At 69.8% G+C, this 22,034-nt stretch carries 23 protein-coding genes and 1 pseudogene; 15 read left to right on the plus strand and 9 right to left on the minus strand.

Annotated elements, in window-relative coordinates; all coding sequences use genetic code 11:
* The first annotated feature begins 151 nt into the window (after positions 1 to 151).
* The 3 genes from HZZ00_RS38875 to HZZ00_RS31820 all read left to right on the plus strand — a co-directional run bounded on the left by HZZ00_RS38875 (position 152) and on the right by HZZ00_RS31820 (position 2,217).
* Positions 152 to 298, plus strand: a complete 147-nt coding sequence (locus HZZ00_RS38875; RefSeq protein WP_257585481.1) for a hypothetical protein — start codon at positions 152 to 154, stop codon at positions 296 to 298.
* A 262-nt stretch (positions 299 to 560) separates the two neighbouring features.
* Complete coding sequence (locus HZZ00_RS31815; RefSeq protein WP_180329608.1) at positions 561 to 1,610, plus strand: ParA family protein; 1,050 nt, start codon at positions 561 to 563, stop codon at positions 1,608 to 1,610.
* A gap of 7 nt (positions 1,611 to 1,617) precedes the next feature.
* Positions 1,618 to 2,217 (plus strand): HEPN domain-containing protein, encoded by a 600-nt coding sequence (locus tag HZZ00_RS31820; protein ID WP_180329609.1) that lies wholly within the window; start codon positions 1,618 to 1,620, stop codon positions 2,215 to 2,217.
* Between the two features lie 41 nt (positions 2,218 to 2,258).
* On the opposite strand, the gene HZZ00_RS31825 is transcribed toward HZZ00_RS31820, so the two are convergent.
* Together HZZ00_RS31825 and HZZ00_RS31830 are read right to left on the minus strand one after the other, a co-directional pair.
* Positions 2,259 to 2,789 (minus strand): NUDIX domain-containing protein, encoded by a 531-nt coding sequence (locus HZZ00_RS31825; protein WP_180329610.1) that lies wholly within the window; start codon positions 2,787 to 2,789, stop codon positions 2,259 to 2,261.
* Position 2,790: 1 nt separating this feature from the next.
* Positions 2,791 to 4,146 (minus strand): tetratricopeptide repeat protein, encoded by a 1,356-nt coding sequence (locus HZZ00_RS31830; RefSeq protein ID WP_180329611.1) that lies wholly within the window; start codon positions 4,144 to 4,146, stop codon positions 2,791 to 2,793.
* A 223-nt stretch (positions 4,147 to 4,369) separates the two neighbouring features.
* Between HZZ00_RS31830 and HZZ00_RS31835 the strand changes: the two genes are divergently transcribed.
* From HZZ00_RS31835 to HZZ00_RS31855, 5 genes are all read left to right on the plus strand, one after another.
* Positions 4,370 to 5,119: a hypothetical protein gene (locus HZZ00_RS31835; RefSeq protein ID WP_180329612.1), complete on the plus strand. Its 750-nt coding sequence runs from the start codon at positions 4,370 to 4,372 to the stop codon at positions 5,117 to 5,119.
* Between the two features lie 75 nt (positions 5,120 to 5,194).
* Complete coding sequence (locus HZZ00_RS31840; RefSeq protein ID WP_180329613.1) at positions 5,195 to 6,106, plus strand: phosphotransferase family protein; 912 nt, start codon at positions 5,195 to 5,197, stop codon at positions 6,104 to 6,106.
* Between the two features lies 1 nt (position 6,107).
* Entirely contained in the window at positions 6,108 to 6,800 is a 693-nt protein-coding gene (locus HZZ00_RS31845; protein ID WP_180329614.1) for a bifunctional 2-polyprenyl-6-hydroxyphenol methylase/3-demethylubiquinol 3-O-methyltransferase UbiG, read from the plus strand.
* 34 nt (positions 6,801 to 6,834) lie between these two features.
* The gene (locus tag HZZ00_RS31850) at positions 6,835 to 7,380 is read left to right on the plus strand and encodes an HAD domain-containing protein (RefSeq protein WP_180329615.1); all 546 of its coding nucleotides are present in this window, start codon (positions 6,835 to 6,837) and stop codon (positions 7,378 to 7,380) included.
* A gap of 246 nt (positions 7,381 to 7,626) precedes the next feature.
* Positions 7,627 to 8,928, plus strand: a complete 1,302-nt coding sequence (locus HZZ00_RS31855; protein WP_257585482.1) for a hypothetical protein — start codon at positions 7,627 to 7,629, stop codon at positions 8,926 to 8,928.
* Between the two features lie 143 nt (positions 8,929 to 9,071).
* Here the strand turns inward: HZZ00_RS31855 and HZZ00_RS38880 are convergent.
* Positions 9,072 to 9,251, minus strand: a pseudogene (locus HZZ00_RS38880) (mobilization protein); the annotation flags it as partial.
* A gap of 267 nt (positions 9,252 to 9,518) precedes the next feature.
* Positions 9,519 to 10,607, minus strand: a complete 1,089-nt coding sequence (ychF, locus tag HZZ00_RS31860) for a redox-regulated ATPase YchF (protein ID WP_180329616.1) — start codon at positions 10,605 to 10,607, stop codon at positions 9,519 to 9,521.
* A gap of 189 nt (positions 10,608 to 10,796) precedes the next feature.
* Between ychF and HZZ00_RS31865 the strand changes: the two genes are divergently transcribed.
* Positions 10,797 to 11,336, plus strand: a complete 540-nt coding sequence (locus HZZ00_RS31865) for a DUF6542 domain-containing protein (RefSeq protein ID WP_180329617.1) — start codon at positions 10,797 to 10,799, stop codon at positions 11,334 to 11,336.
* Between the two features lie 14 nt (positions 11,337 to 11,350).
* Here the strand turns inward: HZZ00_RS31865 and ppgK are convergent, their stop codons facing one another.
* Together ppgK and HZZ00_RS31875 are read right to left on the minus strand one after the other, a co-directional pair.
* A complete protein-coding gene (ppgK, locus tag HZZ00_RS31870; RefSeq protein WP_180329618.1) occupies positions 11,351 to 12,100 on the minus strand; it encodes a polyphosphate--glucose phosphotransferase in 750 nt (249 codons plus the stop codon).
* 49 nt (positions 12,101 to 12,149) lie between these two features.
* A complete protein-coding gene (locus tag HZZ00_RS31875) occupies positions 12,150 to 13,157 on the minus strand; it encodes a 4-hydroxy-3-methylbut-2-enyl diphosphate reductase (protein WP_180329619.1) in 1,008 nt (335 codons plus the stop codon).
* A 100-nt stretch (positions 13,158 to 13,257) separates the two neighbouring features.
* On the opposite strand from HZZ00_RS31875, the gene xseA reads away from it, so the two are divergent.
* The 3 genes from xseA to HZZ00_RS31890 all read left to right on the plus strand — a co-directional run bounded on the left by xseA (position 13,258) and on the right by HZZ00_RS31890 (position 15,412).
* A complete protein-coding gene (gene xseA / locus HZZ00_RS31880; RefSeq protein WP_180329620.1) occupies positions 13,258 to 14,466 on the plus strand; it encodes an exodeoxyribonuclease VII large subunit in 1,209 nt (402 codons plus the stop codon).
* A complete protein-coding gene (locus HZZ00_RS31885; protein ID WP_070029076.1) occupies positions 14,463 to 14,687 on the plus strand; it encodes an exodeoxyribonuclease VII small subunit in 225 nt (74 codons plus the stop codon). Before xseA ends, HZZ00_RS31885 begins: the two co-directional genes overlap by 4 nt.
* Before the next feature lie 134 nt (positions 14,688 to 14,821).
* The gene (locus HZZ00_RS31890; protein ID WP_180329621.1) at positions 14,822 to 15,412 is read left to right on the plus strand and encodes a malonic semialdehyde reductase; all 591 of its coding nucleotides are present in this window, start codon (positions 14,822 to 14,824) and stop codon (positions 15,410 to 15,412) included.
* 135 nt (positions 15,413 to 15,547) lie between these two features.
* Here HZZ00_RS31890 and HZZ00_RS31895 read toward each other — a convergent pair whose 3' ends face one another.
* Positions 15,548 to 16,105, minus strand: a complete 558-nt coding sequence (locus HZZ00_RS31895) for a DUF4245 domain-containing protein (protein ID WP_180329622.1) — start codon at positions 16,103 to 16,105, stop codon at positions 15,548 to 15,550.
* A 127-nt stretch (positions 16,106 to 16,232) separates the two neighbouring features.
* On the opposite strand from HZZ00_RS31895, the gene glpX reads away from it, so the two are divergent.
* A complete protein-coding gene (glpX, locus tag HZZ00_RS31900; protein ID WP_180329623.1) occupies positions 16,233 to 17,267 on the plus strand; it encodes a class II fructose-bisphosphatase in 1,035 nt (344 codons plus the stop codon).
* Between the two features lie 180 nt (positions 17,268 to 17,447).
* Here the strand turns inward: glpX and HZZ00_RS31905 are convergent, their stop codons facing one another.
* Together HZZ00_RS31905 and HZZ00_RS31910 are read right to left on the minus strand one after the other, a co-directional pair.
* Positions 17,448 to 17,825, minus strand: coding sequence for a WhiB family transcriptional regulator (locus tag HZZ00_RS31905; protein ID WP_070029086.1), 378 nt, complete (start codon positions 17,823 to 17,825; stop codon positions 17,448 to 17,450).
* Between the two features lie 175 nt (positions 17,826 to 18,000).
* Entirely contained in the window at positions 18,001 to 18,690 is a 690-nt protein-coding gene (locus HZZ00_RS31910) for a DUF1707 domain-containing protein (RefSeq protein WP_180329624.1), read from the minus strand.
* Positions 18,691 to 18,846: 156 nt separating this feature from the next.
* Between HZZ00_RS31910 and HZZ00_RS31915 the strand changes: the two genes are divergently transcribed.
* A complete protein-coding gene (locus tag HZZ00_RS31915; protein ID WP_180329625.1) occupies positions 18,847 to 20,517 on the plus strand; it encodes a fumarate hydratase in 1,671 nt (556 codons plus the stop codon).
* An 85-nt stretch (positions 20,518 to 20,602) separates the two neighbouring features.
* Entirely contained in the window at positions 20,603 to 21,988 is a 1,386-nt protein-coding gene (locus HZZ00_RS31920; RefSeq protein ID WP_180329626.1) for an aspartate ammonia-lyase, read from the plus strand.
* Positions 21,989 to 22,034 lie beyond the last annotated feature (46 nt).

The raw sequence follows: 22,034 nt of genomic DNA on the forward strand, positions 1-22,034 counted from the left end.
GGAACTCCCTCCCTCCCCCCCCCCCCCCCCCCCCCCCCCCCCCCCACGGGTCCGTCCGTTGGCCTGGGTTCGACCTGCGTTGGCGCCACGATGCGGTGCCGGCCCAGGCGTCACTCCATGGCCAGGTGCTACAGGAGATCGAGCTCCTGGAATGGGGGGCAACGATGCGGCGCAAGGGATGGTGGCCATCGGGTTCGTCTTCCCACACGACCGGGTCACCGTCTTCAGCGCGCTCGATGAGAACGGCCTGAAGTTCGCGGCGCCCGAGCCCGGCTACGTACCCCATCCCCTGCGGTAGCTGCGCCTGCCTCGCTATCCGAAACCGGTCGACCGGCAGGCTGATCGGCTACCGCCGCGGCGTTCTGGGACACCGCAGTTCAGTCTCCACCACCTACCTCGTCGTCATAGCCCCTCCGGAGCAGGCAAGCGGATACCGTGATTGCCAGAGGTCCGGCAGACCAGACGGTAGGGACCGGACACCAGACGCTGCCACACCTTGCCTACCGGTGAATGAACTGCTAGCCACACCGACCCGCTGTCTACCAAAAAAGGAATGGCCAATGCAGAAAATCGCAGTATTCAACCACAAGGGCGGCGTCAGTAAGACGACGACTGTATTCAACCTCGGATGGATGCTGGCCGAGCAAGGCAAGAATGTCCTGATGGTGGACTCAGACCCGCAATGCAACCTCACCGGCATGGTGCTTGGATTCCGCGGTGCGAATGACTTGGAGCAGTTCTACCAGACTCAGGGAGAGAATACGATCCGATCGGGAGTTACTCCTGCTTTTGAGGCTCAGCCGCGCTCAATCCAGGCGGTTGAGCCAGTCCCCGTAAGTGGCCGCACCGGCCTTCACCTATTGGCGGGCGATCTACGACTCGCCGAATACGAAGTGACACTTGGGATCGCGCAAGAACTATCGGCGGCTATCCAAGCCCTCCAAAACCTCCCTGGGAGCCTCAACTTCCTCATCGACGAGACGGCGAGAGCGATCGGGGCCGACTACGTACTGATTGACATGAGCCCGGGGCTCGGCGCCATCAATCAAAACCTCGTCACTATCAGCGACTACCTCCTCCTCCCGACCTCTCCAGATATCTTCTCCGTTATGGCGATCGATTCACTCGCCAGAATCCTCCCCCGTTGGCAAGCGTGGGCAACCCAAGCCAGTAATATGCCTGTCCTCCGCGATGCTGCATACCCATTCCCAGATCCAAGCCTCAAAGTGCTGGGAACGGTAGTTCAGAAATTCCGCCCCAGGAAGGGCAGCCCCGCCAAGGCATTCCAGCAATGGATCAATGAGATTGACGGCGCTGTAGAGAGTCGCCTCCATCCTGCCCTGGAGGGTGCGGGGTTGCTTCTCGATCCGGCAGTCTACGCCGCATCCGGCGTCGCCAAGTCACTGAACCTGGCTTTGATCGCAGACTTCAACAGCCTCATTTCTCGCTCGCAGGAGCATTCGACTCCCGTATTCGCCCTCACCGAGGAGCAGCTAAGCGCAGCTGGAGACGTATTGGACAATTTCATCACCTCCCGAAACGCCTTCCATGCAGACTTCAGCAACCTTGCCACACGGATCGACAAAATGATCCAAGACTCGCAGGTGTAGCATTTCAATGCCAGCCGCAGAGATTTCACTCTTCAGACAGAACATCTCCTACGCTAGAGATCTAATTGCCACGGCCGCCGCTCTGCGAGCCACAGTGACAGCGGCGATCAGCACAGATGATCTACTGCGATCCGCGCTAGTTCAAGGAGTCAGCGCGTTCGACCATTTCGTGCACGAAGAAGTGCGCGCCAGAATGATCGAGACTCAACTTGGCAACCATCAGAGATCCAAGGGGTACGACAGGTTTCGCGTCAGTCTCTCATCCGTCAATTCCGCACTACGAAATGGCGGGGCCTCCTGGCTAGAGGAGGAGATCAGAGAGCAGCACGGATACTTGAGCTTTCAGCAGCCAGATAAGGTCGCAGATGCCTTCCGGTATGTCACAGACGCCTCACTCTGGGTGGATGTTGCGGCCCACATGGGCAAGAAGCCGGAGGACGTCAAACGCCAGCTGAAACTAATCGTCGACAGGCGGAACAAGATCGCGCATGAGGCCGATACCGACCCAACCCCTCCTCGCTCGCGCTATCCGATCAGTGATACCACGGTCCGCGACAGTCTCGATTTCCTTGAGCAGGTAGTAGATGCAATTTTTGCGGTGACATAGCCAACCCGGGCGAAATTTCCAACGCCCCTGACACGCGATTTCTAGCGCCATCCGTCAAGGGATACCTGTGTGCCACCGTCAAGGTAGTGACGGAGAGCACTGGCTGTGGTGTCCACGAAGGCGTCGGGGATGGCGTTGGCATCGACCCAGCGGACCTGGGAGTGCTTGCGGGGTTCGCGGTTTTCGGGGTCGCCAGTCCACTCGTGAGCTGCGAAGACGACTGTGAGGAAGCCATTGGGGGCTTCGACGCCCCAGGCGCCATGGATGATGTGGGCAACCTTGAGGGACTCGGGCTTCACGGTGAGGCCCGTCTCCTCGTAGAGCTCGCGGACTGCAGTCTCCGTGATGGGTTCGCCCGGCTCGCTCTTGCCGACGGGGAGGTCCCACATTCCCTGGGCGAACTTGGCGTTTTCGCTACGTTGGAGGAGGACGACGCGGTTGGTCGCCGTGTCGTGGACGATGACAGCCGCGACCAGCAGGGTCATCGATTCGAGCGCCGGCTTGAGAGCCTTCGGCTGATCATCGGTCTGCTGGGTCACGGTGTTCCCTTCATCGGGCGGGTTGTTGGGCATGTTAGGCGAGGGCCTCGCGGACGCGGCGGGCGAGATCGGCGGCGCCGGGAACGCGGCGGCGCTGGTAGACCGCGAGGGTGGAGCGGATCGAGGTGATCGCCTTGCGCGTGCGGTCGGAGGTCATGCCTTCCATGAGGACCAGGGCTTGGGTCCAGGCGGCGACGGCTTCGTCGGCGCGGGCCTGGGCGCCAAGGCTGTCGCCGAGGTCTGCGTGGGTGAGGGCGTGGACGCGCTTGTACTTCGCGGGGTCCCAGCGGGTGAGGGCGTCTCGGTGCTGCTGTTCGGTGCCGATGTGGTCGGCCAGGTCGGTCAGAGTGCGGGCGGTGTGGCTTGCCACGGTGCCGGCGGCCGGGCCGCTTACGCGGGAGTAGCTGGGCTGGGGGCCGTCATCGCGGAGGAGGGCGTCCTCGGCGGCGAGCAGGGCGCGCGCGGCCGACGGATTCTCGTTGGTGGCGGCATAGGCGCGGGCGTGGGTGATGTGGAGGAGCGCCTCGGTCTTCCCGTCGACGTGGCCGAGACCTGCGCGTAGGGCACCTTCGACAAGGTCGACGCAGTGGTGGGGTTGCTTGAGGCTGAGGGCCTGGTGGGCGAGGGCACGCATCATCCAGGCGGCGTGGCCGTAGGGGTCAGCTTCGCAGGCGAGCTTGTAGCCGACCTGGTAGTAGCGCTGGGCGGCGCCTTCCTGACCAAGGTCGTGGTGCTTCCACCCTGCGAGGTAGGCGAGTTCGGCGACAGCGCCGAAGGTGGCCCGACGTAAGGATTCGCTGGGGAAGCGTCCGCGCAGCATGGGGGCGGCTGTATCGGCGAGGTACGCGGTGACGGTGGTCAGGCCGTGGCCGCCGCCGAGGCGCTCGTCGGCGGCGCTGAAGGCCGCGGTGATCTGTCGTACGACGCCCACGTCCTCCGCGCCGACCATGGACGTGCCGGTGCGGGCGCGGAGCATGCGGGCGGTGGCCTCGTGGTCGTAGCCGAGCGGCATGGCGACGCCGGCGGTGGTGAAGGCCGCGATGGCGAGGAAGCGGCGGCGTTCAACGTCGGCACGACCGAGGTCGGTGACCGCGAGGACGGGGTCGGATTCCGTGGGCTCTTCATCATCACCGGTCTGCAGGCCGATCTCGGTCTGGGTGACCGTGTGCCCCGCTCGGCGGGACAGCGCCTCGGCCAGGTACTGGCCTATCCGACCCGACGGAGCGCGGGTGCCGTTCACCCAATGCGAGATGGCCGACTTGTTGGTCCGGAGGATCTCGCCGTTCTCGGCGGCGATGCGCCGCACGTCTCTGGCGAGGGCCTCGTAGGTGCAGCCGGACGCGTAGATGACGTCGCGCAGACGGGAGTTGGGTTCTCTCTGCGTCGCCACGATCGCCTCCGCCCTGGAGCTGTAAACCGCGTATACCGTTTCGACTGCCTTCCACCGTACCCACTGAGCGTGACCACCGGTTCACTTATCAGCAGCCGCCCGGAACGGCGCGACCGTTATCCAGGCTCCCCCTTGGACCGTGCGGCACCCCAGAAGTTTTCTACGCCACACCGGCTCGGGCATTCCTGTGCCCGAACCCGGCAGATCAGAGACGGAGACCACGGTGACCACCATCGACACCACGGCCATCACGGTCGAGCTGCCCGAGGCGTTCGACCCGCGCTGGAGCCGCCTGCCCGGCATCGAGGTTGGTGGCCGGCGCATCACGATCGACCCGGCCGAGTACTTCTTCCGCTTCGAGTCGAACACGTGGCTCGTCGCCGACTGGGAGCTGGTCAAGGCCCATCTCCTGGACGTGGACGAGACGACCGAGAGCACGGTCGAGCAGCTCGCGCTCGACTTCATCAAGCAGCACAGCGAGTCCACGTCCGACGCGGCACGCGTCCTGGCCACCGCGTACGAGGTGTACGCGTACCTCTTCCGCGACGAGCACCTGGCCGGCCTCGGCCTGCCGCAGATCACCGCCGAGCACCTGCGGATGCTTCGCGAGGCCGCCACGCTCATGGCGCTCAACAAAGTGGAGCTGAACGGGCACATCTCCAACGTCGGCCCGTGCTGGTTCTTCCCCGCCGCCACCTCCGTCGTCTTCGACCTGGACGAGGAGATGGGCGGGATGCTCGACGAGGTCTACCACGGCGGCTGGTTCAACGAGCAACGCCGCATCGAGTCCATCAAGGCCCACGCGGCGCTCGGAGGCCGGCTCGTGCACGGCTGCCAGTCCGTGCCGGACCAGTCCGGCGGCGTGGTCGCGCCCTACGGTGCCTCGATGGCGAACTTCCGCGACGACCTCGCCGCGTTCAAGGCGGGCTGGATCGAGCAGGTCTACGCCCACCGACTGAACCCCGCCGCGTAACCCAACCGATCAGGCTCCGGGGCGGGCCGGTATCTCTCGCCCGCCCCGGATGCCACATCTCCCCGGAGCCCTCCTGTGACCACGAACCCCAGCGCCGAACTCCTCGACAACCTGCTCACCGCGACCGGCCAGACCACCGCCGCACGGGAGGAGGTGCGCGTGTGGTCCATGTCCGGAGTCGAGCGCGTCACCTTCCCCGACGGCTCCGCGGCCATCTTCAAGTACGCCAAGAAACCCTTCGACAGCGAGGACCAGGCCCTCCGCCTGGCCCACACACTCGGCGTCCCCGTCCCCCAGGTCCACGCCTCCGCCGTCCTGGACGGCTGGCTCGGCATGCTCATGGAGGACCTCGGACCCTCCGTCCGCGAGGCCGATGACCTCGACGGCGTCGCCGCAGCCGTGATCCTGCACGGCACCCGTACGGCTCCGCCCTTGCCCGTTCTCGACCAGGAACGACTGCGGACCCTGCCGGCCCGGGCGTTGGAGCACCTCGAACGGCTGCGTAAGGCGGACCGGTGGCAGGATGCCGACGACGTCGAGGACGCGCTCGACCGGATCGCCCAGGCCGCCGAGGCCCGCTCGGCCGGATCGACCATCGCCCCCTTCGGCTGGGTGCACTCCGAGTTCCACCCCACCAGCCTCCACATCGGCGAGCGCGGCTGGCGGCTGCTCGACTTCGCCCGCGCCTTCACCGGCCCCGGCTTGCTCGACCTCGCCAGCTGGCACGGCACCATCGAGCCCCCGCGCCCCATCAGCCTCCGCGTCTTCCTTGAGCAGTACGTCACCGCCGGCGGCACCCCCGACGCCCTCGCCCCGCGCGGCGGGCTCACCGCCGAGAACTGGGCCCTGGGCTGGCACCGCATGTGGGCCGTCGAGTGGTTCATGGAGCAGTCCATCCGCTGGCTCAACGACCCGGCCACCGACCCCACCTACATCAAGGCCGTCCGCCGCCACCTCACCGACGTCCTCCACCTCCTGGAGATCTGACGTGCTCGCCCAGGCATCCCCCTGGCACGTCCACGCGCTCCAGCGCACCGCCGCCGGCCTCGCCGAACCCCTCTCCGTACCCGCCCGGATGGAATGGACCACGAGACCCGGCCAAGGTCCCGGAGCTGACATCCTCGGCGGCGACCTGCCCGGCAAGCGACTCCTGGAACTCGGCTGCGGCCCCGGCCACAACGCTGCCCACCTCGCCATCCGCCACGGCGCCCACGTCACGGGCGTCGACCTGGTCGGCCTCCAGGTCCGCCGCGCCCGCTCCCACTACGGACGGCTGAACAACCTCGCCTTCGTCGCCGGCCACGCCCTGCACTACCTGCACGCCTCCGACGGGCAGTTCGACGCGATCTACTCCGTCTTCGGCGCCGTCGGCCTCGTCGCCCCCGAGCTCCTGCTCCCGGCCATCGCACGACGCCTCGCGTCCGGCCGTGTGCTCGCCTTCTCCGTCCCCCACCCGCAGCGCGGCGGCCGCAGTCCCTCGGGTGACGACCGTCCCCGCCGGGACCACGTCACCCTCCCCGACCGCACCCGGCTCCCCATCGCCCGATGGGAGTTCGATACCGACCGTTGGGAGAGGCACCTCAGCCGGGCCGGCTTCTGGCTCACTTCGGCCCAGGAGTTCAACGACCCCCGCATGGGCCACTGGCCCACCACCCTGCTGATCCGCGCCCGCAAGCTCTGACCAGCCACTCGCCCCGGCTTCCCCGGAGGAACCGATGCGCCCGCCTTACCTGCTCCTCGACATCGACGGCGTCCTCATACCCTTCCCCGACGCGCACGGCTCGACCCCGGCCACCCACGCCCGCCACGACGTCGTCCCCACCGGCCGGAGCGCCGACAACCCGGTCACCGTCTGGCTCGACCCCGTCCACGGCCCCATGCTCATGGACGTGATCCGCACCGGCCTGGTCACCCCGGTCTGGTGCACCAGCTGGCGCCAGGACGCCACTGCCCTCATCGGCCCGCTCCTCGGCCTTCCACCCCTGTCGTACGTCGATCTCCCGCGTCCGCAGATCACCACCAGCCATCCCGACGGCTACCTGTGGAAGCGCGACCACGTCGACGCCTGGCTGGGCGACGCCCCCGCTGTGTGGATCGACGACGACTTCACCGGCCTCGACCATGAATGGGCGGCGGAGCGCACTGCGAAGGGAACGTCGACCCTCCTCATTCAGCCCGACCCACACCACGGGCTGCAGCCCGAGCACCTGACCAGGCTCACGACGTGGGTCTCGCAGTTACCCATAGCCCGCGCTGCCTGACGCCCTGATGCCCTCGCTGCCACGAGCAGTGAGGGCATCAGAGTGTCGAGCGTGAGCCGTCTTCGGTCTGTGGCACGTATCGGTGGCGCTGGTGTCGGAGTCGGCTGGAACACTGCGGTCGTGATCAACGAGATGACCCCAGACGTTCCTAATGGGCCCGCCAGCTCCCTGCCACCCAGAGCGCAGGCAGAGCTCACCGGCACCGCCTGGGAAGAGCTGCCGCACGTCTGTACGGGCCGGCACGGTGTGCCTGACACACCGGACATCCTCGGCGCTGTGCTCGCCGCCGACCCGGCCCGCCGGGTACGGGCGACAGGCGATCTGTACCGGCTGCTCCTCAATCAAGAGCAGGTGTTTCCGGCGACCGCTCCGGCAGCCTTGGTCCTGGCCAATCTTCTCGACGATCCGCGCACCCTCGCCGAAGACCGGTGGGAGCGCAGGGCCGGTCGGCGGTCGCTTCGCGCCGAACTGCTGAACTGGCTGGCTTCGTTCGCCGACATCGCCCGCCTGGACGTCGAGGACGGCGTCGGCACGGCGCAGGCTCTGGACGCCGCCCGTGCGGCAAGGCCGATACTCCACGACCGCATCGCGGACTTCTGCGACGCCGACGATCCACTGGTGAAGGAGGCCGCGCTCGCGGCCACCGCTCTGCTCCTGGCCGACCCCTCCCTCACCTCGTCCGTACCCCGGTACGCGCCCGCCGTTCGCAAGGTCCTTGCCGTGAGCGCCGACTCGTACTACCGGTGGATCGCTCGGGAACGGCTGGCTGCCTGGGGTGAGGACGTCACCTGTCTCGTCACTGCGGAGGAGGAGCGCCGCGCGGCACTGGACCGGGCAGGCTCGCTGGCGGAGGACCCGTTCGGCGGCCAGGAGCAGGAGCAGGCGGTCCGCTGGCTGGAAGAGCAACCCGAGGACACCGCGGCTCCGGAACGACTCGGCCGCCAGCGTGAGGACCGGACCCGGCCCATACCGGCCGCCGCTCATGAGCCGGTACCCGAGCCGCCCGTGGCCGCCGCTGGAAGCGAGGCGGGGTACCGCGGGCCGTGGCGGATCGCCCGGGAGGAGGAGCGCGCTGAGTGGGCGTTCACGCCGTACGTAGGAGTCGGCCCCCTGCACTTCGGGATGACCTTGGAGGAGATCACCCACGTCCTCGGCGAAGGACCGGCCGTCTCGTCCTACTCCCACCACGGCGAAGGCCAGCAGCTCGACTACGCCGACTTCACCGAGAGCGGGATCAGGGCCCTCTTTCACGACGGCCGCCTGGGGTGCGTCGCCGCAGACGCCCTCACCGGCCCCCAGGTGCGGCTGGACGCAGTCCCGCTGACCGGCTGCGCGCCTTCCCAGGTGGAGGACTGGCTCGTCCACCGCCCAACACGACCCGGCGGTCTGGCGTACAGCGTCGCCGGCGATCCGGTCTTCGCCGACCTCGGCCTGGCGATCCGCTCCCAGCGGGCCGGCGACATCGTCCTGACCCGCCCCCTCTTCCTGCTCCACGACTGGCTCGACCTGTGGCACGCACTGCCCAGCGAGGAGTGGAACTGCTCGTGAAGCATTGTTCGCCGGTCGGCCTCGCCTGAGCGCAAGGCCGACCGACCGGAGTGGCAGCACGTCCACTCGGGCGATATCGGGGACGTAAAACACCGGCCGAGCGGGGAATCAACGTAAGCAGTTCTCTGCGCTGGCCGGGGTAAGCGGTGCCGACTGCGTTCTTCGGGCCTCATGGCCACTGGTGTGACCGGAGGGTGTGGCGTGGCGAACATGGCCGAGGGGCCGCCGGTGGCGCTTCGCATACGAGCCGCTTGCGTCCGCCGGTTCGGCTGAGCGGTGACGCGCCAGTTGAGGACCTCGGCGGGGCGCTCGGCGCTGTCGAGGCAGGCAGGACGGGGGCGTCGATATCCCGCCAGGAGAGCTGCTCGGCGGGCGGTTGGATATCGGCTGGCGGCTGAGTGCTCGGGGCGACTGAGACGGCTGCGGGCGGGCAGATGGTCTCGCTATGCCCTCCCCGGCTCGGGCGTCCCCTGGCGCTCGGCCTTCTGCTCCGCCACCCCTGGGGCAAGCGCGGACGAAGCCTCGTCAGAGATTCGCAAAGGCCGCCCAACCCACTCCACCGCAGGTCGGACGGCCTTTCGCCGGGCGGATCAGACGTTGAACCTGAACTCCACCACATCCCCGTCCTGCATCACGTAGTCCTTGCCCTCCATGCGCGCCTTGCCCTTCGCGCGGGCCTCCGCGACCGAGCCGGCGGAGACCAGGTCGTCGAAGGAGATGACCTCGGCCTTGATGAAGCCCTTCTGGAAGTCGGTGTGGATCACACCGGCGGCCTCGGGGGCGGTGGCGCCCTTCTTGATGGTCCAGGCGCGGGATTCCTTGGGGCCGGCCGTGAGGTAGGTCTGCAGGCCGAGGGTGTTGAAGCCGACGCGGGCCAGGGTGGCGAGGCCCGGCTCCTCCTGGCCGACGGACTGGAGGAGTTCGAGCGCCTCGTCCTCGTCCAGCTCGGCGAGGTCCGCCTCCAGCTTGGCGTTGAGGAAGATCGCCTCGGCCGGGGCGACCAGGGCGCGCTGCTCGTTCTTGAAGTCCTCGTCCGTCAGCTCGTCCTCGTCCACGTTGAACACGTAGAGGAACGGCTTGGCGGTGAGCAGGTGCAGGTCGTGCAGCAGCTCGGACCGCTCGGTGCCCTGGACGATGCCGTGCGCGAAGAGCGTGTCGCCCTTCTCCAGGATCTCCTTGGCCTCCTCGACCGCCTTGACCTTCGGCGCGACGTCCTTCTTGATCCGGGACTCCTTCTGGAGCCGGGGCAGGACCTTCTCGATGGTCTGGAGGTCGGCGAGGATCAGCTCGGTGTTGATCGTCTCGATGTCGTCCTTGGGCGAGACCTTGCCGTCGACGTGGACGACGTTCTCGTCCTTGAAGGCGCGGATCACCTGGCAGATGGCGTCCGACTCGCGGATGTTCGCGAGGAACTTGTTGCCGAGGCCCTCGCCCTCGGAGGCGCCGCGCACGATGCCGGCGATGTCCACGAAGTCGACCGTGGCCGGAAGAATGCGCTCCGAGCCGAAGATCGAGGCGAGCTGGGCGAGGCGGCCGTCGGGGACGCCGACGACGCCGACGTTGGGCTCGATCGTGGCGAACGGGTAGTTGGCCGCCAGCACGTCGTTCTTGGTCAGGGCGTTGAACAGGGTCGACTTGCCGACATTGGGCAGGCCGACGATTCCGATCGTGAGCGACACGTTGCGACTTCCCGTGGATGAGAGGGCCAGGAGCTGGGGGCTGCCAGGCCCTAGGAGGACACTGGCCGATCCACCAGTCTACGGCGTTCCGCGCGGCGGCCTCCCCGGAGCGTCGCCGGTCCGGCCAACGTAGGCCGATCGGCGTGTCTGGGGAGCGACTGGGCACATAAACAGACCTAAGTTGGTCCAATGGAGCAGCACAGAACGCGACCCCCGAACGACGGACGGCGGCGCCCCGCGCCCCGCGCCCAGCTGCCGCCGCAGGCCCGGCGCCGCCCGGGCGGACCGGAGGCGGGGCGCGGCGCGGGCCGGCCACGCCCGGCCCGGCCGGTGGCGCCGGGCCGGCGGCTGCCGAACCCCCGGCTCACCGGGCTCGGCGGGGGGCTGTTCTGTGTGGCGGTGATGTTCCTGCTGGGCTGCCTCGACCAGTTGCTCCTCGACGGCTCGCTGCCGGTGTACGGCGTTCTGTTCCTGCCGGTGTGCGTGCTGACCGCGCTGTGGGTGCGGGCCGGGGACGTGCTGACCGCGCCGGTGGCCGTGCCCATCGCGTTCGCCGCCGGGCTGCTGGTGGTCGCCGACGGGCGCGAGGGGCTGCTCGGCCGGCTGATGGGTCTGGCGACCGGGCTGGCCACCCAGGCCGGCTGGCTGTACGGGGGGACGCTGATCGCCGGGGTGATCGTGCTGGTCCGCCGGGTGCAGTGGGTGCGGCGGCGCAGGAAGCGCTGCTGAGCCGCCGCGTCCGGCTACGGCCGTTGCTGCGCCGCTCTCATCGCGGCGCCCACGATCCCCGCGTTGTTCTGGAGCTGCGCGGGGACGATCTCCGCCTTGACGCCCTTGATGTGCGGCAGGAACTTGTCCGCCTTGCGGCTGACGCCGCCGCCGATGATGAACAGCTCCGGCGAGAACAGCATCTCCACGTGCGCGAGGTACTTCTGCACGCGGCGCGCCCACTGCTCCCAGCTCAGCTCGTGGTCCTCCTTGGCCTTGCTGGACGCCTTCTTCTCGGCGTCGTGACCGCCCAGCTCCAGGTGGCCCAGCTCGGTGTTGGGGACGAGGACGCCGTCCACGAAGACGGCGCTGCCGATGCCGGTGCCGAAGGTGAGCAGGACCACGGTGCCCGCGCGGCCGCGGCCGGCGCCGAACTGCATCTCGGCGACTCCCGCCGCGTCCGCGTCGTTGACCACGGTCACCGGGAGGCCGCCGAGTCTGCCGCCGAACAGGGCGCGCGCGTCGGTGTCGATCCAGCTCTTGTCGACGTTGGCCGCCGTACGGACCACGGCGCCGCCGGTGACCACGCCGGGGAAGGTCAGCCCGACCGGGCCGGTCCAGCCGAAGTGGTCGATCACCTGCTTCACCCCGTCGGCCACGCCGTCGGGCGTCGCCGGGTGCGGGGTGAGCACCTTGCAGCGCTCCTGGGCGAGATCGCCCCTGTCCAGGTCGACAGGGGCGCCCTTGATGCCCGAACCGCCGATGTCCACGCCGAAGATCTGCATGGCACCACGTTACGACGGGCCACCGACGGTCACGCCCGCAAGGCCGCGATCACTCCTCGGCGGCGCCCGAGCCACCGCGCCCGGCGACCAGGGCGGCCGCCTCGTCGCGCAGGTCGCGGCGGAGTTCCTTGGGCAGCGAGAAGGTGATGGACTCCTCGGCGGCCTTGACGATCTCCACGTCCGCGTAGCCGCGCTCGGCGAGCCATTCCAGGACCTGCTCGACCAGCACGTCCGGGACGGAGGCGCCGGAGGTGACGCCGACGGTGGTCACGCCGTCCAGCCAGGCCTCGTCGATCTCGTCGGCGAAGTCCACCAGGTGGGCGTCGCGGGCGCCGGCGAGCTTGGCGACCTCGACCAGCCGCTTGGAGTTGGAGGAGTTGCGCGAGCCGACCACGATGACCAGTTCGGCCTCGGCGCCCATCTGCTTCACGGCCAGCTGTCGGTTCTGGGTGGCGTAGCAGATGTCGTCGCTGGGCGGGGAGACGAGGCCGGGGAACTTGGTCTTCAGGGCGTCGACGGTCTCCATGGTCTCGTCCACGGAGAGGGTGGTCTGGGACAGCCAGACGACCCGCTCGGGGTCGCGGACCTCCACCTTGGCGACGTCCTCGGGGCCGTCGACCAGCTGGATGTGGTCGGGGGCCTCGCCGGAGGTGCCGATGACCTCCTCGTGGCCCTCGTGCCCGATCAGGAGGATGTCGTAGTCCTCCTTGGCGTACCGGACGGCTTCCTTGTGGACCTTGGTGACCAGGGGGCAGGTGGCGTCGATGGTGGCGAGGCGGCCCTGCTTGGCCTCCTCGTGCACGACGGGGGCGACGCCGTGGGCGGAGAACATGACGATGTTGCCGGGGGGCACCTCCTCCGTCCGCTCGACGAAGACGGCACCCTTCTTCTCCAGGGTCTGTACGACGTACTTGTTGTGGACGATCTCGTGTCGCACGTAGATCGGGGCACCGTACTGTTCCAGGGCCTTCTCGACGGCGATCACGGCGCGGTCCACGCCGGCGCAGTAGCCCCGGGGGGCGGCGAGCAGGACACGGCGGCCAGGCGAAGCGGTCATGGTCCCATCGTAGGGGTCGTACGGCGGCGCCGGGATCGGCACGGCCCCGCACGGCTGCGGCCCGGCGGCTCTGTCGGTGCCGGCCGTTACTCTCGGGCGCATGGCTTTGAAGACGACCCCCGAGGCGCCGTTGCCGGTCGGCGAGGTCTCCCGGCTGATCGGCGGGTGGATCGACCGGCTCGGCGCGGTGTGGGTCGAAGGGCAGATCACGCAGTTGTCGCGGCGGCCCGGCGCCGGCGTCGTGTTCCTGACGCTGCGCGACCCGTCGTACGACATCTCGGTCAGCGTGACCTGCTACCGGCAGGTGTTCGACGCGGTGGCCGACGTGGTCGGCGAGGGCGCCCGGGTCCTGGTGCTCGCCAAGCCCGAGTGGTACGCGCCGCGGGGCCAGCTGTCGCTGCGTGCGGCGGAGATACGGCCCGTGGGCGTCGGCGAGCTGCTGGCCCGCCTGGAGCAGCTGAAGAAGGCGCTCGCGGCCGAGGGGCTGTTCGCGCCGGAGCGCAAGAAGCGGCTGCCGTTCCTGCCCCAGCTGATCGGCCTGGTCTGCGGCCGGGCCTCCGCCGCGGAGCGGGACGTGCTGGAGAACGCCCGGCACCGCTGGCCCGCCGTCCGCTTCGAGGTGCGCAACGTCCCCGTCCAGGGGGTGCACGCGGTGCCGCAGGTGGTGCAGGCGGTGCGGGAGCTGGACGCGATCGAGGACGTGGACGTGATCATCGTCGCCCGCGGCGGCGGCAGCGTGGAGGACCTGCTGCCGTTCTCCGACGAGCAGCTGGTGCGGGCGGTGGCGGGGTGCCGTACGCCCGTGGTGTCCGCGATCGGGCATGAACCGGACACCCCGCTCCTCGACCTGGTCGCCGATCTGCGCGCCTCCACCCCGACCGACGCGGCGAAGAAGGTCGTACCGGACGTGGGCGAGGAGCTGGCGCGGGTGCGGATGCTGCGGGACCGCGCCCGGCGTTGCGCGCAAGCGCTGCTGGACCGCGAGGAGCGCGGCCTGGCGCACGCGCTGGCCCGGCCCGCGATGGAGGATCCGCACCGGATGGTCGACGAGCGCGCCGACCACGTGGCCTCGCTGGCCGAGCGCGGCCGGCGCACCCTGGGCCACCTGCTGGACCGCGCGGACTCGGAGCTGGCGCACACGCACGCGCGCGTGGTGGCCCTATCCCCCGCGGCCACGCTGAAACGCGGCTACGCGGTGCTCCAGCGGGCCGACGGGCACGTGGTGCGCGATCCGCAGGAGGTGTCTTCGGGCGAGGCGCTGCGCGCGCGGGTCGCCGACGGTGAATTCAAGGTGAAGGTGGGCGAATGACGGACCGGACCGAGGAAGCGCTCTCGTACGAGCAGGCGCGGGACGAACTGATCGAGGTCGTACGGCGGCTGGAGGCGGGCGGCAGTTCGCTGGAGGAGTCCCTGGCGCTGTGGGAGCGCGGGGAGGAGCTGGCCAAGGTGTGCCGGCGCTGGCTGGAGGGGGCGCGGGCCCGCCTGGACGCGGCGCTCGCGGAGGAGGAGGCCGAGGAGGAGGGCGAGTAGCCCGCGAGCGGGGTGGCTGTGAGGCGGATCACCCCGCCACAGCGTTTGTTGAATGTTAAACCTCGCGTGGCGTAGGGTCGTGCCGTCAGCCGCGGTCCGCGAGCGGACCGTACGCACCCCCGAGGAAGGCACGCATGTCTCTCGTCCTTGACCCCGCCGCCCAGGATCTGCTGTTCCGCGAGGCCCGCACCGCGAACACCTTCACCGACGAGCCGGTGAGCGAGGAGCAGGTCCAGGCGATCTACGACCTGGTCAAGTACGGCCCCACCGCCTTCAACCAGACCCCGCTGCGCATCACCCTGGTCCGCTCCCCCGAGGCCCGCGAGCGCCTGCTGCCGCACATGGCCGAGGGCAACCGGGCCAAGACCGCAACCGCCCCGCTGGTCGCGATCCTCGCCGCGGACAACGAGTTCCACGAGGAGCTGCCGGCCCTGTTCCCGGCGTTCCCCGCGGCCAAGGACGCCTTCTTCGCCGAGCGCCCGGCCCGTGAGCGCTCCGCCGCGATGAACGCCGCCCTCCAGGCCGCCTACTTCATCGTGGGCGTGCGCGCCGCGGGCCTCGCCGCCGGCCCGATGACCGGGTTCGACTTCGAGGGCGTGCGCAAGGAGTTCCTGGACGACGACCACACCCCGCTGATGATCGTCAACATCGGCAAGCCGGGTCCGGACGCCTCCTACCCGCGCTCCCCGCGCCTGGCGTACGAGGACGTCGTCACGACCGTCTGAGCCGCCCCCGGCGACAAGAAGAGGCCCCCGGCGACGCCGGGGGCCTTCCTTCTGTGCGGGGGTTCTCGGTGCGGGGCTTCGGGCCCGGGAGCCGCCGCGCCGGGCTCGCGGTCCGGGGCGGTCGCCCGGCGCGCGCTACGACGCGGACGGCGTCGGCACCGGCGTCCTCGCCAGCTTCAGCGCCGACACCATCTTCGTGAGGTCGGCGAAGGACCCGGTGCCCGCGACCACCGTGGTGGAGCCGGGCGTGTCCTCCAGGACGAGGGCCTCGTAGCGGCCGCCGGAGTAGCGGGTCCAGGTGCGGCCGTCGATGTGCTCGGCCCGCCGGGTGGCCTTCGCGCCCTGGCTGGCCTGGTCGATGAAGGCGTCCCGCTTCTGCGTGGACTGCTCGATCTGGACATACTGGGCGTCAGGGGTCTGGAAGCCCAGGTGCCAGTAGTCGCCGTTCGCGCCGTCGTAGCTGACGGAGGTGGCCTTCCAGGAGTCGGACAGGCCCTCGGGTGCCGCCACCGGGTAGCTCGCCGCCCTGCGGGCCGTGAGCAGCTCGACCCGGTAGTCGACCCGCTTGAGGTCGGGAGCGTGATTGTCGTGCGGGATGGCGAGGAAGTAGACGACCGCCGCCGCGATGCCGATCAGGGCCAGGGAGAGGATCATGTCCCGGGCCGTCTTCTGCTTGCCTTTCGAACCTGCCACGCCCCCTATCGTCGCAGGTGCCCCGAGCGCTCAAACGTGGGGTCCCCTGCTCATTTTGTCTGCCTAACGATAGAGTCATGGCCAAGACCCTCATCCGGCCGTCGCCGTATCAGAAAGGTGCGCCCCGATGACCGAAAATCATCACCTGCCCTCCGAACTCGATGTTCCTGCCGAGGCTCCCGACCGCAACCTCGCCCTGGAACTCGTCCGGGTGACCGAAGCCGCGGCGATGGCCGCCGGCCGCTGGGTGGGGCGCGGCGACAAGAACGGCGCCGACGGCGCCGCGGTGCGTGCCATGCGGTCCCTCGTCTCCACCGTCTCGATGAACGGCGTCGTCGTCATCGGCGAGGGTGAGAAGGACGAGGCGCCGATGCTCTACAACGGGGAGCACATCGGTGACGGCACCGGCCCGGAGGTGGACATCGCCGTCGACCCGATCGACGGCACCACACTGACCGCCAAGGGCATGCCGAACGCGATCGCCGTGCTGGCCGCCGCCGAGCGCGGCGCCATGTTCGACCCGTCCGCCGTGTTCTACATGGACAAGCTGGTCACCGGCCCCGAGGCCGCGGACTTCGTGGACATCGACGCGCCGGTGGCCGTGAACATCCGGCGGATCGCCAAGGCGAAGAAGGCCACGCCGGAGGACGTCACCGTCGTCATCCTGGACCGGCCCCGGCACGAGGGCCTGATCAAGGAGGTCCGGGAGGCCGGCGCGCGCATCAAGCTGATCTCCGACGGCGATGTCGCCGGCTCCGTCTACGCGCTGCGCGAGGGCACGGGCGTCGACCTGCTGCTCGGCATCGGCGGCACGCCGGAGGGCATCATCTCGGCCTGCGCCGTGAAGTGCCTGGGCGGCACCATCCAGGGCAAGCTGTGGCCCAAGGACGACGCGGAGCGCCAGCGGGCGATCGACGCGGGGCACGATCTGGACCGGGTGCTCACCACGGACGACCTGGTGTCCGGGGAGAACGTCTTCTTCGTCGCGACCGGCATCACCGACGGCGAGCTGCTGCGGGGCGTGCGGTACCGCTCGGAGACCGCGCTGACCGAGTCGATCGTGATGCGCTCGAAGTCGGGGACGGTGCGCAGGATCGATTCCGAGCACCGGCTGAGCAAGCTGCGCGCGTACAGCGCGATCGACTTCGACCGAGCGAAGTAGCCGGCGCCGGGCCTGTCCGGCCGTGCGCGTCGCCGCCCGCGGGGCGGCCGCGCGGTGTCGAACAGGCCCGAAGGGGGCGCGGGCCCTCCCGCGGCCGCGGGTCCGGACGGCTCGCCGCGCGGTGTCCGCGTCCTGGGGGCGGGACACGGCGCCCCGCGCCGGCACGGTGCCCGGCGCGGCTCAGCCGGCTATGCGGTCCTGCGCCGCCACGCGCGCCGCCTTCTTCAGGTCCAGGTCGCGGCGGCGGCGCCGCGCCAGGACCACCCTGCGCTCCGCGGCCGTCAGACCGCCCCAGACGCCGTAGGGCTCGGGCTGGAGGAGGGCGTGTTCGCGGCACTCGACCATGACCGGACAGCGGGCGCAGACCCGCTTGGCCGCCTCCTCGCGGGACAGCCGGGCGGCGGTCGGTTCCTTCGACGGGGCGAAGAACAGGCCCGCCTCGTCACGTCGGCACACCGCCTCGGTGTGCCAGGGCGCGTCCTGGTCCCGCTCCCGCGCCGGCACCCGCTGGGCCGGTACGGCAGCTACCTGCACGGACGAATGCGGCGGTTGCAGCACGGTCTGCTCCTGACGACGGCTTCGCGAGCGAGAGACGATGCAGCAAGCCCTACCCGCTGTACGCGGGCCTATGCACTGCGTCCCCAACGGCCGGTGCGCGGCGGCTCGTTCACGCCCCCGGCCTCTCGCCGGGGGCGGGCCCGGAGCCTTCCGGTCACCGGCGCGTTCGCGACCGTCAACGGTCCAGGTGTTTGCGCAACTTGCGGTCGATCTTGTCGTGAACCCGCTCCATGATGTCCTCGACGAGCTTGCCGCGCCGGGGGCGGGCCTCCACGTTGCCGAGCACGGCCCAGCCGTCGACGTAGACGACCGGCGCGTCGCTCTGCGGGGAGTCGAGCGCGGCCACCTCGAAGCTGCCGAGGACACCGCCGCCGCTGCCGCGCAGCGTCACGTTCTCCGGGACGCGGACCTGGACGTCGCCGAAGACGGAGACGGCCTTGATCACGACCTGCTGGTACTCGAAGATCGCCTCGCTGAGGTCGATCTCCACGCTGCCGAAGACCGCGTACGCGTGCAGCCGGCGGCCCGGGCGCCAGCGGCCCCGGCGGACCGCGCTGCTGAGCACGGCCACCACGTTGTCGGACTCCGCGGGCATCGCGTCCGCGGGACGGGGCGGCACCGGGGCGGGGCCCGGGGCACGCCGGTGGGCCGCGGGCAGGTCCTGGACGAAGACCTCCAGTTCGCCGACCGTCTTGGCGTTCAGCACGCCGTCCACGCGCTCGGCGTGCTCGTCGGCGGTGAGCCGGCCCTCGGCGAGGGCCTCGCGGAGGATGTCGGCGACCCGGTCGCGGTCGGCGTCGGAGGCGCGCAGGGCGGAGACGCCCGGTGCGGCGTCCTGGGTTCGGGCGGGCTTCTGAAGGTCCACGGCAGCAGCGTACCGAAACGCGATAGATCGCGACTAGGGTTCGGGGCGACCCGACTGAGCCTTACCTCACAGGTTCGTGCTTTCCGGCAGGTTCTACGCTGGTGGGGCCCGCCAGCGTCGGCGGGCGCCGTCCGTCACAGTGAGGAATGGGCTGAGATGCCTGAGTTCGCGTACACCGACCTGCTCCCCCAGGGAGAGGACACCACCCCCTACCGGCTGGTCACGTCCGAGGGCGTCTCCACCGTCGAGGGCCCGGACGGGCGGACGTTCCTCAAGGTGGAGCCGGAGGCGCTGCGCAAGCTGGCCGCGGAGGCCATCCACGACATCCAGCACTACCTGCGCCCGGCCCACCTCGCCCAGCTGCGCCGCATCATCGACGACCCCGAGGCGTCCGCCAACGACAAGTTCGTCGCGCTGGACCTGCTGAAGAACGCGAACATCGCGGCGGCGGGCGTGCTGCCGATGTGCCAGGACACCGGCACCGCGATCGTCATGGGCAAGCGCGGGCAGAACGTGCTCACCGAGGGCGCGGACGAGAAGCACCTCTCGCACGGCATCTACGACGCCTACACCAAGCTGAACCTGCGCTACTCGCAGATGGCTCCGCTCACCATGTGGGAGGAGAAGAACACCGGCTCCAACCTGCCCGCGCAGATCGAGCTGTACGCGACGGACGGCGGCGCCTACAAGTTCCTGTTCATGGCGAAGGGCGGCGGCTCGGCCAACAAGTCCTTCCTGTACCAGGAGACCAAGGCCGTCCTGAACGAGGCCTCCATGATGAAGTTCCTGGAGGAGAAGATCCGTTCGCTGGGCACGGCCGCGTGCCCGCCGTACCACCTGGCGATCGTGGTCGGCGGCACCAGCGCCGAGTTCGCGCTGAAGACCGCGAAGTACGCCTCCGCGCACTACCTGGACGACATGCCGTCCGAGGGCTCCCCGCTCGGCCACGGCTTCCGGGACAAGGAGCTGGAGGAGAAGGTCTTCGAGCTGACCCAGAAGATCGGCATCGGCGCCCAGTTCGGCGGCAAGTACTTCTGCCACGACGTGCGCGTGGTCCGGCTGCCCCGGCACGGCGCGTCCTGCCCGGTGGCCATCGCCGTCTCCTGCTCGGCCGACCGCCAGGCCGTCGCCAAGATCACCGCCGAGGGCGTCTTCCTGGAGCAGCTGGAGACGGACCCGGCGCGGTTCCTGCCGGAGACGACCGACGAGCACCTCGACGAGTCCTCCGACGTGGTGGAGATCGACCTCAACCAGCCGATGGACACCATCCTCGCCGAGCTGACCAAGTACCCGGTCAAGACCCGGCTGTCGCTGACCGGTCCGCTGGTCGTGGCCCGTGACATCGCGCACGCCAAGATCAAGGAGCGGCTGGACGCGGGCGAGGAGATGCCCCAGTATCTGAAGGACCACCCGGTGTACTACGCCGGCCCGGCCAAGACCCCCGAGGGCTACGCCTCCGGTTCCTTCGGCCCGACCACGGCCGGCCGGATGGACTCCTACGTGGCGCAGTTCCAGGCCGCCGGCGGCTCCAAGGTGATGCTCGCCAAGGGCAACCGCAGCAAGCAGGTCACCGACGCCTGCGAGGCCCACGGCGGCTTCTACCTCGGCTCCATCGGCGGCCCGGCCGCCCGCCTCGCCCAGGACTGCATCAAGAAGGTGGAGGTCCTGGAGTACGAGGAGCTGGGCATGGAGGCCGTCTGGAAGATCGAGGTCGAGGACTTCCCGGCGTTCATCGTCGTGGACGACAAGGGCAACGACTTCTTCCAGGACCCGGCTCCGCAGCCGACGTTCACGTCGATCCCGGTGCGCGGTCCGGGCCTGGCCTGACCCACCGGGCGGGTCGGGCCGTCCGTACTGCTCCGGACGGCCCAGCCCGCGGAACAACGCCGCGTCCCGGACCGCTGTACCCGGTATGAGCGAATACCGCATCGAGCACGACTCCATGGGTGAGGTCCGGGTCCCGGCGCACGCCAAGTGGCGGGCGCAGACGCAGCGCGCCGTCGAGAACTTCCCGGTCTCCGGGCAGCACATCGAGCGTGCGCACATCGAGGCGCTGGCGCGGATCAAGGGCGCCGCGGCGAAGGTGAACGCCGAACTCGGCGTGCTGGACGAGGACGTGGCCCGGGCGATCCAGGAGGCGGCCGAGGAGGTCGCGCGGGGGGACTGGGACGAGCACTTCCCCGTCGACGTCTTCCAGACCGGTTCGGGCACCTCGTCCAACATGAACACCAACGAGGTGATCGCCACCCTCGCCGGCGAGCGGCTCGGCCGGGACGTGCACCCGAACGACCACGTCAACGCCTCGCAGTCGTCCAACGACGTCTTCCCCTCCTCCATCCACATCGCGGCCACCGCCGCCGTCACCCGCGACCTGGTCCCGGCGCTGGAGCACCTCGCCGCCGCCTTCGAACGCAAGAGCGCGGAGTTCGCCGACGTGGTGAAGTCGGGGCGCACGCATCTGATGGACGCCACGCCCGTGACGCTGGGCCAGGAGTTCGGCGGGTACGCGGCCCAGGTGCGGTACGGCGTCGAGCGGCTGCGCGCCTCGCTGCCGCGGCTGGCCGAACTGCCGCTGGGCGGCACCGCGGTGGGCACCGGCATCAACACCCCGCCCGGTTTCTCCGCCGCCGTCATCGAGGAGGTCGCCCGCGTCACCGGGCTGCCGCTGACCGAGGCCCGCGACCACTTCGAGGCGCAGGGCGCCCGGGACGGCATCGTGGAGACCAGCGGGCAGCTGCGGACCATCGCGGTCGGACTGACGAAGATCGCCAACGATCTGCGCTGGATGGCGTCCGGGCCGCGCACCGGGCTCGCCGAGATCCGGCTGCCCGACCTCCAGCCGGGCTCCTCGATCATGCCGGGCAAGGTCAACCCGGTGGTGCCGGAGGCCGTGCTGATGGTCGCCGCGCAGGTGGTCGGGAACGACGCCACCATCACCACCGCCGGTGCCGCCGGGAACTTCGAGCTGAACGTGATGCTCCCGGTCATCGCCAAGAACGTCCTGGAATCGATCCGGCTGCTCGCCAACGTCTCGCGGCTGCTGGCCGACCGGACCGTCGACGGCATCACCGCCGACCGCGAACGCGCCCGCGAGTACGCCGAGTCGTCGCCGTCCGTGGTGACCCCGCTGAACCGGTACATCGGGTACGAGGAGGCCGCCAAGGTGGCCAAGAAGGCCCTCGCGGAACGCAAGACGATCCGTCAGGTCGTCCTGGAGGGAGGCTACGTGGAGCGCGGCCGGCTGACCGAGGCGCAGCTGGACGAGGCGCTGGACGTGCTGCGGATGACGCGTCCGTAACCGCGAGCGAAGCTTTCCGGCCACCCGCGGCGACCGTGACCCGCGC

The organism is Streptomyces sp. NEAU-sy36 (assembly GCF_013423905.1).
Classification (GTDB): domain Bacteria; phylum Actinomycetota; class Actinomycetes; order Streptomycetales; family Streptomycetaceae; genus Streptomyces; species Streptomyces misionensis.